General features: G+C 40.5%; 13 protein-coding genes. 3 read left to right on the plus strand and 10 right to left on the minus strand.

All coding sequences use genetic code 11. The features are described from left to right. The first annotated feature begins 21 nt into the window (after positions 1-21). The gene (locus tag PN499_RS17035) at positions 22-690 is read left to right on the plus strand and encodes a nitroreductase family protein (protein WP_272033289.1); all 669 of its coding nucleotides are present in this window, start codon (positions 22-24) and stop codon (positions 688-690) included. A 127-nt stretch (positions 691-817) separates the two neighbouring features. Continuing rightward, positions 818-2,689, plus strand: coding sequence for a hypothetical protein (locus PN499_RS17040; protein ID WP_272033290.1), 1,872 nt, complete (start codon positions 818-820; stop codon positions 2,687-2,689). Between the two features lie 84 nt (positions 2,690-2,773). Here PN499_RS17040 and PN499_RS17045 read toward each other — a convergent pair whose 3' ends face one another. The 5 genes from PN499_RS17045 to PN499_RS17065 all read right to left on the minus strand — a co-directional run bounded on the left by PN499_RS17045 (position 2,774) and on the right by PN499_RS17065 (position 6,643). Then, positions 2,774-3,964 carry a glycosyltransferase family protein gene (locus tag PN499_RS17045; protein WP_272033291.1) on the minus strand — a complete coding sequence of 397 codons (1,191 nt, stop codon included), beginning with the start codon at positions 3,962-3,964 and terminating at the stop codon, positions 2,774-2,776. Next, on the minus strand, positions 3,957-4,748 hold the full coding sequence (locus tag PN499_RS17050) for a class I SAM-dependent DNA methyltransferase (protein ID WP_272033292.1): 792 nt from the start codon (positions 4,746-4,748) through the stop codon (positions 3,957-3,959). Before PN499_RS17050 ends, PN499_RS17045 begins: the two co-directional genes overlap by 8 nt. A 5-nt stretch (positions 4,749-4,753) precedes the next feature. Further along, on the minus strand, positions 4,754-5,872 hold the full coding sequence (locus PN499_RS17055) for a DegT/DnrJ/EryC1/StrS family aminotransferase (RefSeq protein ID WP_272033293.1): 1,119 nt from the start codon (positions 5,870-5,872) through the stop codon (positions 4,754-4,756). Positions 5,873-5,958: 86 nt separating this feature from the next. After that, the gene (locus PN499_RS17060; RefSeq protein ID WP_272033294.1) at positions 5,959-6,411 is read right to left on the minus strand and encodes a cupin domain-containing protein; all 453 of its coding nucleotides are present in this window, start codon (positions 6,409-6,411) and stop codon (positions 5,959-5,961) included. Between the two features lie 91 nt (positions 6,412-6,502). Then, positions 6,503-6,643, minus strand: a complete 141-nt coding sequence (locus PN499_RS17065) for a hypothetical protein (protein ID WP_272033315.1) — start codon at positions 6,641-6,643, stop codon at positions 6,503-6,505. A 674-nt stretch (positions 6,644-7,317) separates the two neighbouring features. On the opposite strand from PN499_RS17065, the gene PN499_RS17070 reads away from it, so the two are divergent. Beyond that, complete coding sequence (locus PN499_RS17070; protein ID WP_272033295.1) at positions 7,318-8,490, plus strand: DUF4231 domain-containing protein; 1,173 nt, start codon at positions 7,318-7,320, stop codon at positions 8,488-8,490. Between the two features lie 12 nt (positions 8,491-8,502). Here PN499_RS17070 and PN499_RS17075 read toward each other — a convergent pair whose 3' ends face one another. The 5 genes from PN499_RS17075 to PN499_RS17095 form a co-directional block, all read right to left on the minus strand. Beyond that, a complete protein-coding gene (locus tag PN499_RS17075; protein WP_272033296.1) occupies positions 8,503-9,072 on the minus strand; it encodes a DUF2059 domain-containing protein in 570 nt (189 codons plus the stop codon). Between the two features lie 278 nt (positions 9,073-9,350). Beyond that, the gene (locus tag PN499_RS17080) at positions 9,351-10,961 is read right to left on the minus strand and encodes a sensor histidine kinase (protein WP_272033297.1); all 1,611 of its coding nucleotides are present in this window, start codon (positions 10,959-10,961) and stop codon (positions 9,351-9,353) included. 315 nt (positions 10,962-11,276) lie between these two features. After that, positions 11,277-11,936 (minus strand): DUF2290 domain-containing protein, encoded by a 660-nt coding sequence (locus tag PN499_RS17085; protein WP_272033298.1) that lies wholly within the window; start codon positions 11,934-11,936, stop codon positions 11,277-11,279. 2 nt (positions 11,937-11,938) lie between these two features. Then, positions 11,939-14,062, minus strand: a complete 2,124-nt coding sequence (locus PN499_RS17090) for a DEAD/DEAH box helicase (protein ID WP_272033299.1) — start codon at positions 14,060-14,062, stop codon at positions 11,939-11,941. A gap of 230 nt (positions 14,063-14,292) precedes the next feature. Continuing rightward, positions 14,293-14,805: a MogA/MoaB family molybdenum cofactor biosynthesis protein gene (locus PN499_RS17095; RefSeq protein ID WP_272033300.1), complete on the minus strand. Its 513-nt coding sequence runs from the start codon at positions 14,803-14,805 to the stop codon at positions 14,293-14,295. Positions 14,806-14,867 lie beyond the last annotated feature (62 nt).

The following is a 14,867-nucleotide window of genomic DNA, read 5'->3' on the forward strand; positions in this document are numbered from 1 at the left end:
ACTAACAACTAACAATTACCTATGACAGTAGAAATGCAGCCTTCAATCAATGTAAAAATAGCTATTGAAGATCGGCGGGCCGCCCGTTCTTTCAGACCTGATACAATTACGCCCGCGATTTTAGAAGAAATCTTTCGATTGGGACTGCGATCGCCTTCAGGTTACAATTTGCAACCTTGGCGCTTCATCGTTTTACGAGAGCAAGAGAGCAAAGAAAAGCTGAAAGCTTGCGCTTTTAATCAGCGTCAGATTGGAGAAGCACCAGTAGTTTTAATTTGCTGTGGCGATCGCAGTGTAACTCAACCAGAATACATCGAATCCGTCATTCAATTGGGCAAAGATGTGGGTGCTATGCCTGATGTTTTGGCAGATGTGATGCGACAAACAATTCCTAATATGTTTGAGTCCCCTGTAAGCTTTCAGTCAGCAGAAGCTTGGACTAACCGCCATACAATGTTAGCAGTTGCCCACTTAATGATTGCCGCTAAGAGCCTTGGGGTTGATAGTTGCCCGATGGAAGGTTTTTTAGCAGATCGGGTAAAAGAAGCATTTGAAATTCCCGATGAGATAGATGTTTGTTGTCTCCTACCTCTGGGTTATGCCGCTGAACCTTTCAAAAAATACGGCGGGCGTTTTCCCACAGAACAGGTTTGTTTCGGAGAAAGCTATAAACAACCATTTAAAATTTAGAGTTTAGGTTTTAGATGAAAGTTTGGGGACAGAATTTAAAAATATTCGAGCCTAGCAAAAAATCTAAATAATCCCAAATCTATCAGCCAAAATCTCAATTGTGGTGGCCATCAAAGAGGAGAAATTCATGAAAACAGCAACAGCAACCCGGCGGAATAATTTACAGATTCTAGAGGAAGATTTGCAGCGGCAATTGCAAGAAGTAGGGTTTCAAAATTTACCCCTGCAAATCAGTTGTAGTTTTGTGGAAGAAACTTTGATGGTGGTGGGGGAACACCCGCCTAGTTTAACTCTCAAGGCTTCACCAACTTTGGCAGCGATACAGTCAGCCGTTGTTACGCTCCAACCAAAAGCTATTCAACAAGTAGGAATTTGCCTAAAATTGCTAGGGCAAAAACACCCTTATGCTTTCCATTCTTTTAGCATGGAGCCGTCGTTTTTGTCAAGAGCTGCGGTTTCAAAATCAAGAGTGCCAACTAACAGTGCAATTGTTCCTGTTTCTCTGCGACGGGAGGAAGAAACTACCGGGTTAGAAGGACAAGAAAGTATAGCAACAGAAGATTTAGACAGCAGTCAAGAAGAATTTTCTGATATTTCTGCCAGCTCTAACTATCCTGAATCTATCATAATTCAGGCTGCGGAAATTTCAGAAAGCGATGACAATCCCTTTGATGCTAACGATCTAGAACCCGTTACAAAAAAGAGCTTCCGTTTCTCACTGGTGGCCTTGATATGGGTGATAGGTGCGAGTACTGTGACAGCACTTTTGCTAAGTTTTGCTTATGCGTTAACTCGCCCTTGCGTAATTGGGAAGTGCACGGCATTTGCTGATGCCCAACAGCTAAATCAGCAGTCGGTAAACACGCTGAAAGCTAAAAAGACGATTAATAGCGTGGAAGAGGCACAAGGGAAATTAAATCAAGCGATCGCGAATTTAGAAGCTATTCCATTTTGGTCGCCTCGTTACAGCGAAGCGCAAAAGCAACTGCGAAATTACCGGGGACAAAAAGAGAATTTAGACTCGGTAATCGTGGCTGTAGAACAGGGAAAATCTGCATCTATAAAATCTCAAAATCCGCCTCATTCTGAGGAGAATTGGATAGAAATCAAATCTCTCTGGGAAGAGGCGATTATCCCCCTCGCAAAAATCCCCAAGGATAGTCCTGTTTATCCATTTTCTCAGAACAAATTGAAGGAATATAAAGGGAATTTAGCCGCAGCAAATAAGCGGTTACTAACAGAGGAACAAGGAGAGACAAAGCTTAATTCCGCCCAGAATACGGCTCGAATTACGGAAGCTCGTGAAGGGGTGGCTCAGTTACCTGAAAGCTGGCAAAAAGTTGAAAGTGGTTGGCAAACATCGGTGACTATGCTGGGTTCAATACCCAAGGGTACGACAGCTTACGAGCAGGCGAAGGTACTATTACCAAAGTATGAGACCAAGTTAGCAAAGGCACGCGATCGCAAAACCATAGAAGAAATTGCCGAAGATTCTTACACTCAGGCTGTCACCGCCGCCGCCCAAGCTCGAATTTTCGAGCAGCGAAAAGGCTGGTTTCAAGCCTCAGAATACTGGCATAATGCTTTAACTTACGCTCAGGAAGTACCCACAACAACTTCTTACTACGTGAAAACACGCCCCCTCATAACTTCCTACAAAGCTTCTTTGCAGGAAGTTAAGGTTAAATTGCAAGTAGAAAGGGTGTTGTTAAAAGCTCGCAATGATTTAGATAAAGTGTGCAACGGTTCGCCAAAAGTTTGCGACTTTACTATTAGCGATAAATTGATTGCTGTACAAATGACACCTGGTTATGTACAGAAACTTCAACAAACTTTTCTCAAGGCAGGAGATAAGGATGTAAAAACTCGCCAAGGTGTAGAAAAGCATCTTAAAACTCTACAAGTAGCCTTGGAAGCTATTAGCGATAATGCGGGAGTGCCGATGAAACTATACGATGCTGAGGGTAAGGGGATTGGAACTCATGGGTTCATCAATTAGTGAATAAGGGACTTACGCATAACTATTTGTAACGCCGCCATCTTGGCGCTCAACTCACCGCCAAGATGGCGGCGTTACTTACTTTCATAAATCCCTCATAAACAATAATATAGGTTCAATTTTTTTACCGAAATCAAACTCGGTAGCAAAACATACTTTGGCATTTTTGCTATAGGTATCGAAGTCACTGAGTATTCTCTGAATTGCCGTCTTAATCTCCTCCGAGTCAGAGGGATTATTAATTACAATGCCAAACTGATACTCGTCAACTAACTTGCACAAAGATGGTAAATTGCTCAGTAAAACAGGCTTTCCATGCTTCAAATATTCGGCTAACTTTCCAGAAGCCATAGAAATCAAGGCATAATCATTACCTAAATTTGCATAAAAAGCCAGCCCAATTGTTGCCGCAGCATATATTCGATCGACTTGCTCGTAAGGAACAGGTTGCAAAGAAAGAAATAAGTTTTTTGAGTTAAGCTTTCGCAGCGATTGGATATAGGGTTCTTCTTCTTTTCTTTCTTTCCTCTCATGGAAAATCAAAGCATATCCTTCATCAATATGATTAAAGGCTTCAGCTACAGTTTTTGCTAAAACGGCATCATTAATCATTCCAGCTTGAAGAATTAAATAGGGGAATGCCTGCCTATTTAAGTTGAACTTTTCCCGGAAAAAATTACCCGTATTTTTAGCTAAAATCTCCTCTTCAGCAGCAAAGCTAGAGTTAGGTAGGTAAAATGGTTGAGGATGTTGATATTCGTAATAACTGGAAAGATTTTTAAATCTACCTTCACTTTGGGTAATTACACCCACTGCTTTTCTGTAAGCTAGATTAGCCATTTTACTGAGAATTCCTACTGGCTTCCACAATTCTAATGACAAAAATAAAAATTTCTGTCTTAAAAAATATAGGCACAGCATGGCTGTCACATTGCCATAAATATCAATACCGATATTAATATTATTTTTTAAGCTTTGTAGCTGCTGATTGCGTAATTGATGATTCAAAACTTGAAACAAAAAAATAGAGAGTTTTACAAGTGGAACTAGAGGTTTTAATCTAGTTCTATTTAGAAATCTGACGATTTTAAAGTCTTTGCAAAAGTAAATTATTTTTACATTTTCTCCAATTTTACCAGGTTGAGCATAGTCATTCTCTGTAGCGTATATTGTGACTACATATCCCTGTCTTTGCATAACTTTAGAGAGGTTAATGATTGTAGGAGCAACGCCGACATATCCCTCGTAAAAAAAGATAGCACATTGCTTAGACATTTTTTTTATTTCCCGCTTCTACAAGTTTTGCTATAAAATAAACATTCCAAGTTTTAGCTACTGGTTCATTCCCTGTCATCCATTCACCATAAGCTAATAACTCAAACTGATTAACAGCCAAAAATAAATCTATTTCTGGCTTAAACAAATATCGCATTTTGTGGGTTTCTTCAACTTCCTCAACTGCATTCCTAGATTTATGTTTGATGAAGACTTGATATCTAACATCCACTAAGTTATCATTAGGATAGAGCGCAGGTTCAGCAATTCGAGTTACAGTAATTTCTTCGTCTTTTAAACGCTTGACTCGAACTGTTGGCGGATCGCCCAAAACCCCAGGGCCATACCAACAATCAAAAATCAGCACTCCCCCTGGATTGAGATGAGCTTTGGCGGTAGCAAAAGCAGCTTGCAAATCGCGATTAGTTGTCTGATAGCTGAATACATGAAATAGAGAGATAACGGCATCAAATTTACGCTCTAGCCTGATGGCACGAATATCTCCTTGCACAAATTGAAGTTTAAATGCTGGTGTTGGAGGCAAATTTAGCTGCCGCTGTTTTGCCTGTTCCAACATATCTAAACTCAAATCTATGCCACAGACCTCGTATTTTGATGCTAGTAATGTCGCGTGGTTTCCTGTACCGCATCCTAACTCTAACAAAGTTTGTGTATTTGGTGCATATTTTTCCAGTAAATTCTCTACAAACTTTGCCTCAGCCGCATAATCTTTATCTTGATATAGTAGATTGTAATAGCGAGCATAATTACCGAATATTTGCATATCAATTACCTAATTACTTCTTTAATTACCTGTGCAACTCTTTCCATTTGTGTATCTGTTAAAGCCATGCCACTAGGAATATAAAATCCTCGCCTAGCAATTCTTTCAGCAACGGGATAAGATTCGCCTTGAAACAGTCCCATTTTCTTAAATACAGGCTGTTCGTGCATCGGCCAGAAAAAAGGCCGAGTTCCAATTTGATGTTCTGCTAAACGCCGCATTGCTTCTACTGCATCGAAGGGCAATTCATCTTTCAATACTATGCCGTATACCCAATAAATATTTTTTGCATAAGTTGTAGAGGCTAAAGGTAATTCTAAACCAGAAATATCTGCTAGTAATTGATTATAAATATAACCCATTCTGCGCTTGCGAGCAACAAACTCATCTAATCTTTCTAACTGTGCTATTCCCAAGGCAGCTTGAATGTTGCTCATTCGCAAGTTCCAGCCAAGTTCTTCATGTACAAATCGCTGCTGTGGCTGAAAACATAAGTTTCGTAATGAACGACATCTTTCTGCTAACTTAGCATCGTCTGTAACAATCATTCCGCCTTCACCAGTGGTAATATGTTTGTTAGGGTAAAAGCTAAAGGTACTAATATCTCCAAAGCTGCCACAAGGCTGATTGTTATAGGTTTGTCCGTGCATTTCTGCTGCATCTTCTATAACTTGTAAATTGTATATTTTAGCTAATTCTAATAGGGGAGCTAGATCGACTGGTAATCCGTAAATGTGGACGACCATAATTGCTTTTGTCTGAGGCGAAATCTTGGCGGCAATTGTGGATATATCCATGTTCCAAGTTTTGCGATCGCAATCAACTAAAACTGGTTTAGCACCCGCTCTAACAATGGCAGCTACACAGGAGATAATCGTAAAGGTTGGCACAATTACTTCATCGCCTGGGCCGATTTTTAGGGCTGCAACTGCGGCATCTAAAGCTGCGGAACCGTTACATACAGCTATTCCGTATTGGCGACCAACACGAACGGCAAATTCTTCTTCAAATCGCTTGACAAATGGCCCTTCTGAGGAAATCCAACCACTGTCAATACACTGATTGAGATATTGGCGTTCATTGCCATCTAAAAGGGGTTGATTGACCGGAATTGGTGCGCTCATTTTTTCAAGTTTAAAGTTCTAACTACCAATTACCAATTACCCATTACCAATTACCCATTACTTTATTCTTATGCAACAACAAACGACTATAATTTAACTTGCTGTGCTGTAATAGGCGGAAAACAGGTTTTATCTAGTTCTCCGATGAATGGCCCTTGCTTGATTTCAATCATTTCTACTTCTTCTATGACTTCAAATCCATGACCGCCTTTAGCGATGAGAATTAAGTCGCCGGCTTCTAAAATGCGGCTTTCTAAATACTCTTGCTGTTCGTTATAAAAATCAACGCGGAGTTTTCCTTTTTTAATTAAGAGAACTTCTTGAGTATAGAAGACTTCTCGTTTAACAGGGTTGTGAATGTGGGGTTGAATCACTTTGCCTGCGGGATGTTTCATGTAGGCAAGTTGTTGGGAAAATGTGTTGGGTGTGAAAAAGCTAACTCCAGGTTTGTTGAACTTGCCAGAAACAATCAGTGCTAATAGGAGATTGTTACAAGTGATTTCTTCAACTAATTTTTGAGTGAGTTGTTGAGTAGTCATAGGGTCAGGTGATTTAATTTTATTTGTTTAATACTTGATTCAAGTGACAGTAGACCTAATACCCTGTTGATACCGCAGTATTTTTACTGCTTTACAAACGCATCGAAAATTGTCTCAATTTTCCTATTGCTTGAGCTACTGGTTTATAATCTGAATCTGGTAGACTAACTACGCAGATCGCGATCGTAGTATTGAAAGTGCCGATCGCTCTAGCTAGGACGTAGCTTGCCAACATTACCTGTGGTTCTGGAGGCGGTGGCGATCGCTAATTGCCACTACCGCCCTAAATTTCGCCACCCGGACACAGCGATCGCGATCGCTCTATCTTAAAGGCTAAACCCAAGTTCATGAAATCTAGAAGAGCGGGATGCCAAAACTTGCCACTGCTAAAAGCGATCGCTCTGCTCTAACTCAAACTATAACTTTATTTGGCCTAGATTATTCCCTTTAGCTATTAATCAATTACAAAGTTTATGAAACAAAGTCACTTTTTTGACAATTGTAAAGTTTCCGTAAAACAGGTTGAAATATCCAGATGGGTTTGCTAAGCTATATCTATTTTGAAAATTCTAGTTTCTACTACCAATATAAAAGCAACCGCCAAGACCGTTATGGAGCCTCAATTGTTCAAACCATTCGGCGGAGCGCGATCCCTGACGAAGGAAGGGCTTATAGCGAAGCCCTTACTTTTAACCTCTTTTCCTTCTCTCTCCCTTCTTTCCATACCCCCTAACTCCTAGCCCCTAACTGTCCCAGTTAGCGGTAGTGACTTTCTATCCGTCAGTAAATACGATGAGAATCTGAGTGCTAAAGGCCTGACTTGAGGTTTGTGGCTAATCGGAAATCTCAAATCTAAAATCTAAAATCTACGGATATCTGCGAGCATACCAGGGGGAGCAACAAACAATGTTTAAAAAGAAATCTTCTGCTTCTTATAGCGATCGCTTCAAGAGAGATATGTCCGACATCATTGACCAACTGGATCTAAACGAGTTCCAGAAAAAATCAATGAAATCCCGCTGGCTAGATCAACTAAATTGGCTCTCAGGTAAGGCAAAACATTCTCAGAAATGGTACTACCGTCTGCGCCTGACCACAATTGTTGGCGGCGTGGTCATTCCAGCACTCGTGAGTCTGAACATCGCCGATAGTAAAACGAGAGAATATGCTATTTGGTTTACCTTCGGTGTTAGCCAAATGGTAGCGATCAGCGCTGCAATCGATGAGTTTTTTCATTATGGCGACCTTCGGATTCAGTACCGCAAAACCGCTGAAGCTCTGAAAGCAGAGGGCTGGCAATTTTTTCAACTCACTGGGCCTTATCAAGATGTTAGCAGTCATAACCAGGCTTACGTTCAATTTTCTGGTCGGGTGGAAAGCATTATCCAGAATGATGTACAAGGTTTCACGGAATTGTTGAAGCAGAAGCAAGAGGAAGAGAAGCAAAAAGCTGAAGCCAAAAAAGCTGATGCTGTTTTACCCACTGGTTATGCTCCTACTTTCGGGAGTACAAATGGTTTACCCGCTTCTAGTTCGGCTGGAACTTGGCAAGGGCCAGCAACTCGGTCAGCACCTCCGAGTCGCCAAATTGCGTCAGATTCGAGGACTCAAAGCAGTGGAGAGGACTTGTCTGGAGGCTTCGATAGAGGTAGCTTGAGACAACCTGGCCGTCAAATGCCTCTACCAGATCCCCTTTCTGAAAATGATTTAGAGGAATTGTCGGAAAGTTTTGACAGAGGTGGTTTGAGGCAACCTGGCCGCCCAATGGCCGCCGATCCGCTGTCTGAAAGTAATGAAGAGGAATTGTTGGGAAGTTTTGACAGAGGCAGTTTGAGGCAACCTGGCCGCATGGCCGCCGATCCTCTGTTTGAAAGCGATGAGGAAGATTTGCAGGTGAGCTTAGATACCAGTGGCTTGACTCCTCCGGGCAGGCCGATTCCTACTGAGCCAATGCCAGAAGGGAATGTAGACAGGGGGAGAGCTAGTGGAGGCAGAGGGCCGGGAACTTCTCCTGATGATGCGATCGCACCCACTGCTGTACCAGATCGGTATCGGGAGCGATCGAGAGCTCATAATTAATTAACAGTTTAATTATTTGTTGTTAATTGTCGGCATTTTTCCGATTTCATCTTCAACTATTTCTTTCATGATTCCCATCAATTCGGGGAATAATTTCTGATTGAATTGCTGCATAGACTCGGCAAATAGTTGAGGCATAACTTGAATGGTTTTTTGTCCCGTTGAACTGCGATAGAACGCTATCAAGTCTTTGAGTTCGCTTTCAGTAAAATATTTAGCATACACGGAGTAACTAACTTCCTGTACATATTGAGCCAAATTAATTTTCTGTGGCAATATTTCTCGGTATCTGCCGATGACCCGCCTCGCCATTTCCAGGCTTTCCTGCTGTAAATCAGCATTAGTTTCTGCCGATGTATTTTTCAAGGTGTTAGCAATAATAGTTGGCAACTGTTGTTCTAACTGAGCTAACATTAAGTCCATCATTTGGTTAAGGTTTTTGTCAGCTTCAGTAATGGTTAAAAGCTCTTGAATTAAAACCCGTTTCTCTGGTGGAATCATCTCATTAGCTAGCACGCTTCCTACTGGTAATAAGAAGATGAAGCCAGAGAGACTGAGCGCAATCGTTAATTTCTTAAGCATATTTTTATAACCTACGAAGTTGGATTTTTCCTGTACTTATACCATTTCTCTAAAAGTCTGCTGCTACGGTCAGCGCGTAAGGTGGGCGCTCGCCGCAAAAAGCTTGTAACTGATGGGCTAATATGGTTTCGGCGAGCGCCCACCCTACTATTGCATGATTTTGGGGAACTGGTATTAGGTTGCTGCCTCTGTTGAGGGTTAGCGATCGCGCCACAGTAGCAGCATCAGTTGCAACTACCCTCCAGCAACTTTCACAAACTCAGCCTGGTACTATTTTACTATTGCAGTGGCAGGAAAATTGTCATCACTTCCCCCTTCTGCGGTCGTTGTCGTACCACCAATTTCCCCCCAGCAGCTCTAAATAAATTCTTCGTCACGCTCAAACTCAGACTCAAACTACCAGTTTCCGGCTGAAACATCAACAGCGGCCCAATAGATTTGAGCGGCCCATTAGGAGTTTGTTTAAAAGCCGATTCATTTTTAGTTCCAGGTTGTAGTTGAGATTCCAACTGTAATTTTAATTGATTTCCCGCCAACATTACCCCAACTTGAATGTGACTTCCTGCTGGTAGAGTGCGAGTAAAATCTTCAATTAAACCAGTTAAAACCTGATCCAACATTGTCTGATCGCTGACCACTGTTGGTAAATTCTGTGGCAGAATTACTTCTAGAGTGTGATTTCGCTGACAAGCTTGTTTTTGCCAGCGAGGGAGATTACTTTGAAAGACTTGAGTCAGGGAAATTGCGGTTAGTTGAACTGAAGATTGCTTAGCCTGAGACATTTCCAATTCTACGGCCCTAAAAATTAAACCAAAGCGGTCAATTTGGGCAGTACATTCGGAGTCAATCATTTCTAATCGCTTAACTACTACTGGATCGAGATTGGGACGTTTCAGTAGTAGCCTAGTCAGGGTGCGGATTGTTGCTAAAGGAGTGCGAACTTCATGAGCGATCGCTTGTAGCAGTTCTACCTCTTGGGATTTAGGGTTTGGGGTTTTAGATTTGGGATTGGGTAATAATGTTCCCAAATCTGCACTTTTTCTGGCTTTCTCCTGTTGTCGGTGTCCAGTTTCTTCTAAGGGCAAATTCTGCAATAGCAGGCGGCTAAACTGCATTACAATTTTGTAGTCAGGTGCGATCGGAGTAAACTGCTCAAACAGAAGTACCATCGATTTAGCACTACTCGATACTGACTTACTCAAAGTAAAGTTTGCACCTTCAGGAAAACTTGCTAGTAATTCTTCGCTATCCTTGACTCGTAGCTGCAAGATGGTCCAAGCTTGCATTACGACTGCTGGATCGAAGGAAAATAGAAAGGCGGGATTTCCTAAAGCATTTTCCCCTAATACCATTACCAGACTGAATTTAGCTGTTAAAACCAAACAAAACTGCTCGTTGGCTAAAGGATCGCCGTTACAAAGAGGTAGTGCTGGTGTTGTAGGAGGAACTGATATTGTCCCTTCTGGTGCTGGTAGTAGAGGTAAAGCTTGCGAAGATAAGTAAGTGTTAGCTTCCTGGGGGTTACTGGTAAAAATCCAAGCTGCAAAGTTTTTCACTAATGCAGGGTCAGTCAACACCGAGGAGGGGCCAGACAAGATTAATCCTTGATGGGATTGGGTAGGGATTGGGGATGGGGAAGATGGGGAGGATATAGAGGAAAATTTCTCGGACTCATCTCCTGCGGCCCTTTCCTGTTCTAATAGTTGATTAAGAGCGGCGATCGCAGCGTACCACTCCTGCTGAGCTCTGAGTCGGAGAGCAATGCGAACCCCAGAGTGCGAATAGTCTGAATTTTCATACAGCGCGATCGTATCTGAAGAGGTGATGTCATTTTTAACCCCATCTTCGGCTAAAATCTCGCTAATGGTCGGTAAAAAGTAACTGTTCACAACAACACCCACCTGCAAAATTTACATTTTAGATTTTAGATTTTTGGCTTAATACTAAATCGTCTCTCTCTTCAGAGTATCGGCTTCTGTCTGTAGTGTATATTCGCATAACCGAACTAATAAGTAGCAATCTCCGCTTATTTTTTAGAGCGAGGCTGGCTGAGTGGGGTTTTCCTGGGTTAGGTTAGCTAGGGTGATGAGCGATCGCGCTGATTGAGTGAGGGGTGAGATTAAGCGATCGGCGGTTGAGATCTCCTTATCAGCTTTGCGGAGGGAAGTAACGAGAAGTTGCGATCGCCCATGCTTTTAAAGGTTTCAGTAAATGGCGAAGTGTAGTAGTTTCTTCTCCGCAGTGGTTATGGTTTCATCAAATAGAACACTTGAAAAGTCAAATTGATCCGTAAACTTGGTAAAAGCAGTATTATAAAAACTACGAAGAATAAAGGAGATAAAGGCATTCGGTGTAACTGGAGAACAAACAGGAATTCTACAGTTTTTAAACTGCCCCAAAGTTAAATGACACTTGGGATGATCTATATCTATATGATTATCGGGATCGTAGTCAAATCTGATTGGCACTGGCAATATATTCTTAGCTATTATGTCTGCATATATCTCATCCTCTTCATAAATTTCAGGTTCGTTTTGGAATTCATGTAGAAATGGTGATGGAAAGAAAGCTAGGCGATGTGAGTTCAACTTAGAGTTTTTGTAAGTATAGAGAAACTGTAGTAAAGCACCATCAATCATTTTTATATTATAATTTTCATTCTTATTTAATTCTTGATATACCTCTGCATACTCAACATTTTTTAATGCTATTGAAAGGTCTTGCATACCAGGATATGAAATTTCATAACTGTCCCTTCCAGTAGGAGTACATGAGGGTTCTTTTTGTCTGACTGATAAACCTACTGAAATTAGCTTCCGAGTAATAGTGCGGATCTGTGTATGAACATCTCGATAATTAGTCATTTTTAAAAAAGTTTTTCTTTTAGACCATCTAGTATTTCTTGGGGTATATCTTCTTTGTAAATCTCTCCTTTGTTAAGAGCTTCAAGAAGCTCTCTTAAATCTTTTTTGTTTTTAAATATCCGATCCAGTTCCTTTGGACTCATATCTCTATTCACAAGATTCATTTCTTGCCGTTCTTTTTCAGTAGGATAGGTAAACTTAAGAGCAAAGTTTTCTTGCTTAACTTGATTATATTCAGCTTCCAGTCTTCTCATATCTTCACCCCAGCCTAATACTCTTAGCCAAGCTTTGCTTCTTGTCATAGCAGTAAATAGAATATTTCTTTTTCGGGCAAGCCCATAACCTGAGAAACAAAAGTGTGCATCTATAACGTAAATCATTGCGGCTTCATTTCCCTTTGCTCTATGGATGCTAGTAAAGAGAATAGCTTCTTCATTAAAGAAGTCATCAGGCGAAGTTGTTACTCCAGCTAGGTTAGAATTGATTCCTCTCTCAAATAGTAGACTTCTAGGTTCTCCTACAACTTTTTTAGTTGTAAGTGGATTCGTATGTATAACCATGATATCATCATGTTTCAATTCATCTTCTTTTAGATTGGTTTCTATTTGACTGACTAACCATTCCATTTGTTCTTTATTAGTGTTGAATGACTTGAAGGTAATTAAGTCATCAATAAGTGAGTGAGATTCGAGAAATTTAGGACTTGTCTCATCAGTTCTAGCAAGCTTTACAGACTTTCCATCTTCTAAATTTCCGTGTTCAACTTCGTAACCAATATCTCTCCATAATCCAGAATAATCAAACATTTGGACTAATCCTTGATCTCGATAAATCCCAAATCCAAGGGCGTGTGCAGTCGCCAAAATTGGGCGAGAGTTTCTATAACATTTTTCTAGTATAATATCTTCTTTTGGTTTTTTTGGTAAGTTTTGGAGTTGAACACGGGGTGTACCATTAATATCCTTTCCAAAAATAGCATCTGGAGATTCCATAATCTTATTATTGAGGCTTTGTAGTTCATCATAAGCATAAACTAATCTCTTCGGTTCTTTCAATATCTCATAACAAATCCGCAAAAAATGTTGGGAAAAATCCTGTGCTTCATCAATCAAAATAGCATCATAGTATTGAGTAAACTTCTTTATTTTACCAATGGCTTCTTTACAAACTGTATCAAATTCTTGATCGGAACCATTTGGAAGTTTTTTTGCTTCACGAAAATCTCTATATTCAATATTATGTTTCTTACAAACTTCATAATAAATTCCCTCTGCATTTGGACTGCCCCAAGCGTGAATTATTTTAACTTTATCCCAATCCGGTTCTTCATTTGTATGTTCAATAGTAAAAGTGTTGATAAGTTTCTGGAACTGACCTTTCAGTGAGCGGGTATTAAAAGTTACAGCAATATTCCAATCAGGATTTTTTGCGTGCAAGTAAGCAACTTTTAATGCTAAAACTATGGTTTTTCCTGAACCAGCAAGTCCTCTAATTCTTTGTACACCTTCGACTGTTTCAAGTACAGCGGCACTTTGATTTCTATCTAAATTAGCAATCGAATCCTCTAATTTACTAAGTTTCGCTCCCTTAGAGTCTTCTTTCTTGACATAGTTCCGGTGCTGCTTTCTTTTTCCTATGGATGTTATGGCTTGTATTACTGAAGTTAGCTTCTCAAAATAATCACTATTGTTCCACTTTTGAGAGTGAATAAATTCTCTCAAATCACAATCATTAATAGCGACTATATACTCATCTGAAACATCGTTTGGTTTATGAATCCAAGCGGGTGCGTAAGTTACAACGCCAATCTCAACCATTAGATTTCTCTTATTGGTAAGAGAGCTATGTTGGAGCAATTTCGCCTGAATTTTGTTGACGCTCTCATCCTGGGATTCTTTCCAATTAAGATTAGTGTTAGTACCCTCGATAATATTAAAAATAACAATACCATGTTCTCTGGAGACAAGAAGAGCATCAATTTGATAACCTCCTTGAGATGTACCTATTATTGGATATCCTAAATATAAACTTCCATCAATGTCATCTCTTCTACTCTCAAAGTAATCAGCGAGTCTTCTGGAAGACTCAGGTTTATTTTTTACATCGCCTCGGACAATATTAAGCATAATATTTCCTTTTATTAAACTACGTTCTCTATTGTCTATTATACCAAAATCTAATACTATTGTCGCGTCTCTAATTTTCCAAGCTAAATCCTTTAGCGCAAGGCGCTGAGGAGCTAAACTGATTACCCCCTAAGTTAACCAACCGACATCAATTATTCAACTCCAGACAAAACACAATTTAGGAAATTTATCAAGTGGTAACTCCTAAAGGGTGTTTTTGTGCTATAATTTTAGTGTTTTTCAGAGCGCAACTGTCCCACCAAATGGATTAACTCTGGTAAAATCAGCTTTTCGACAGCCAGTTGTACCGCATTGCTAGAACCGGGAAGAGAAAAAACCAACTTCCCTTGATAAACCCCAGCCGTAGCGCGAGATGCGATCGCTCTAGATCCTATTTCCTGATAACTCAGCCAGCGAAACAACTCTCCAAAGCCTGGTAAAGTCTTTTCTAGCAAACCCTCGATCGCATCGTAAGTAGTATCTCGCGGCGCAATCCCAGTACCCCCGTTGAAAATTAGCGCATCCAAGTCCGATCGCTGACAGAGCGATCGCACCTGGGATATAATTTGTTCGGGTTCGTCTTTAACCAGAGTGTAAAACCCGACAGCATGACCAGCATCTAAAAGTAATTGTTTAATTAATTGACCGCTCTTATCCGTTTCCTGCGATCGCGTGTCGCTGACAGTAATCGCAGCACAATTCACACTTATTTTAGAACTATCAAGGTGAGGAATTAGTGTCATAAATATTTCTCTGAGCTAACAGGTAATCGGGACTGGGAAATTACCAATCCCCAATTACCACC

Source organism: Kamptonema animale CS-326 (assembly GCF_028330895.1).
In the GTDB taxonomy this organism is placed as follows: Bacteria; Cyanobacteriota; Cyanobacteriia; order Cyanobacteriales; family Microcoleaceae; genus Kamptonema; species Kamptonema formosum.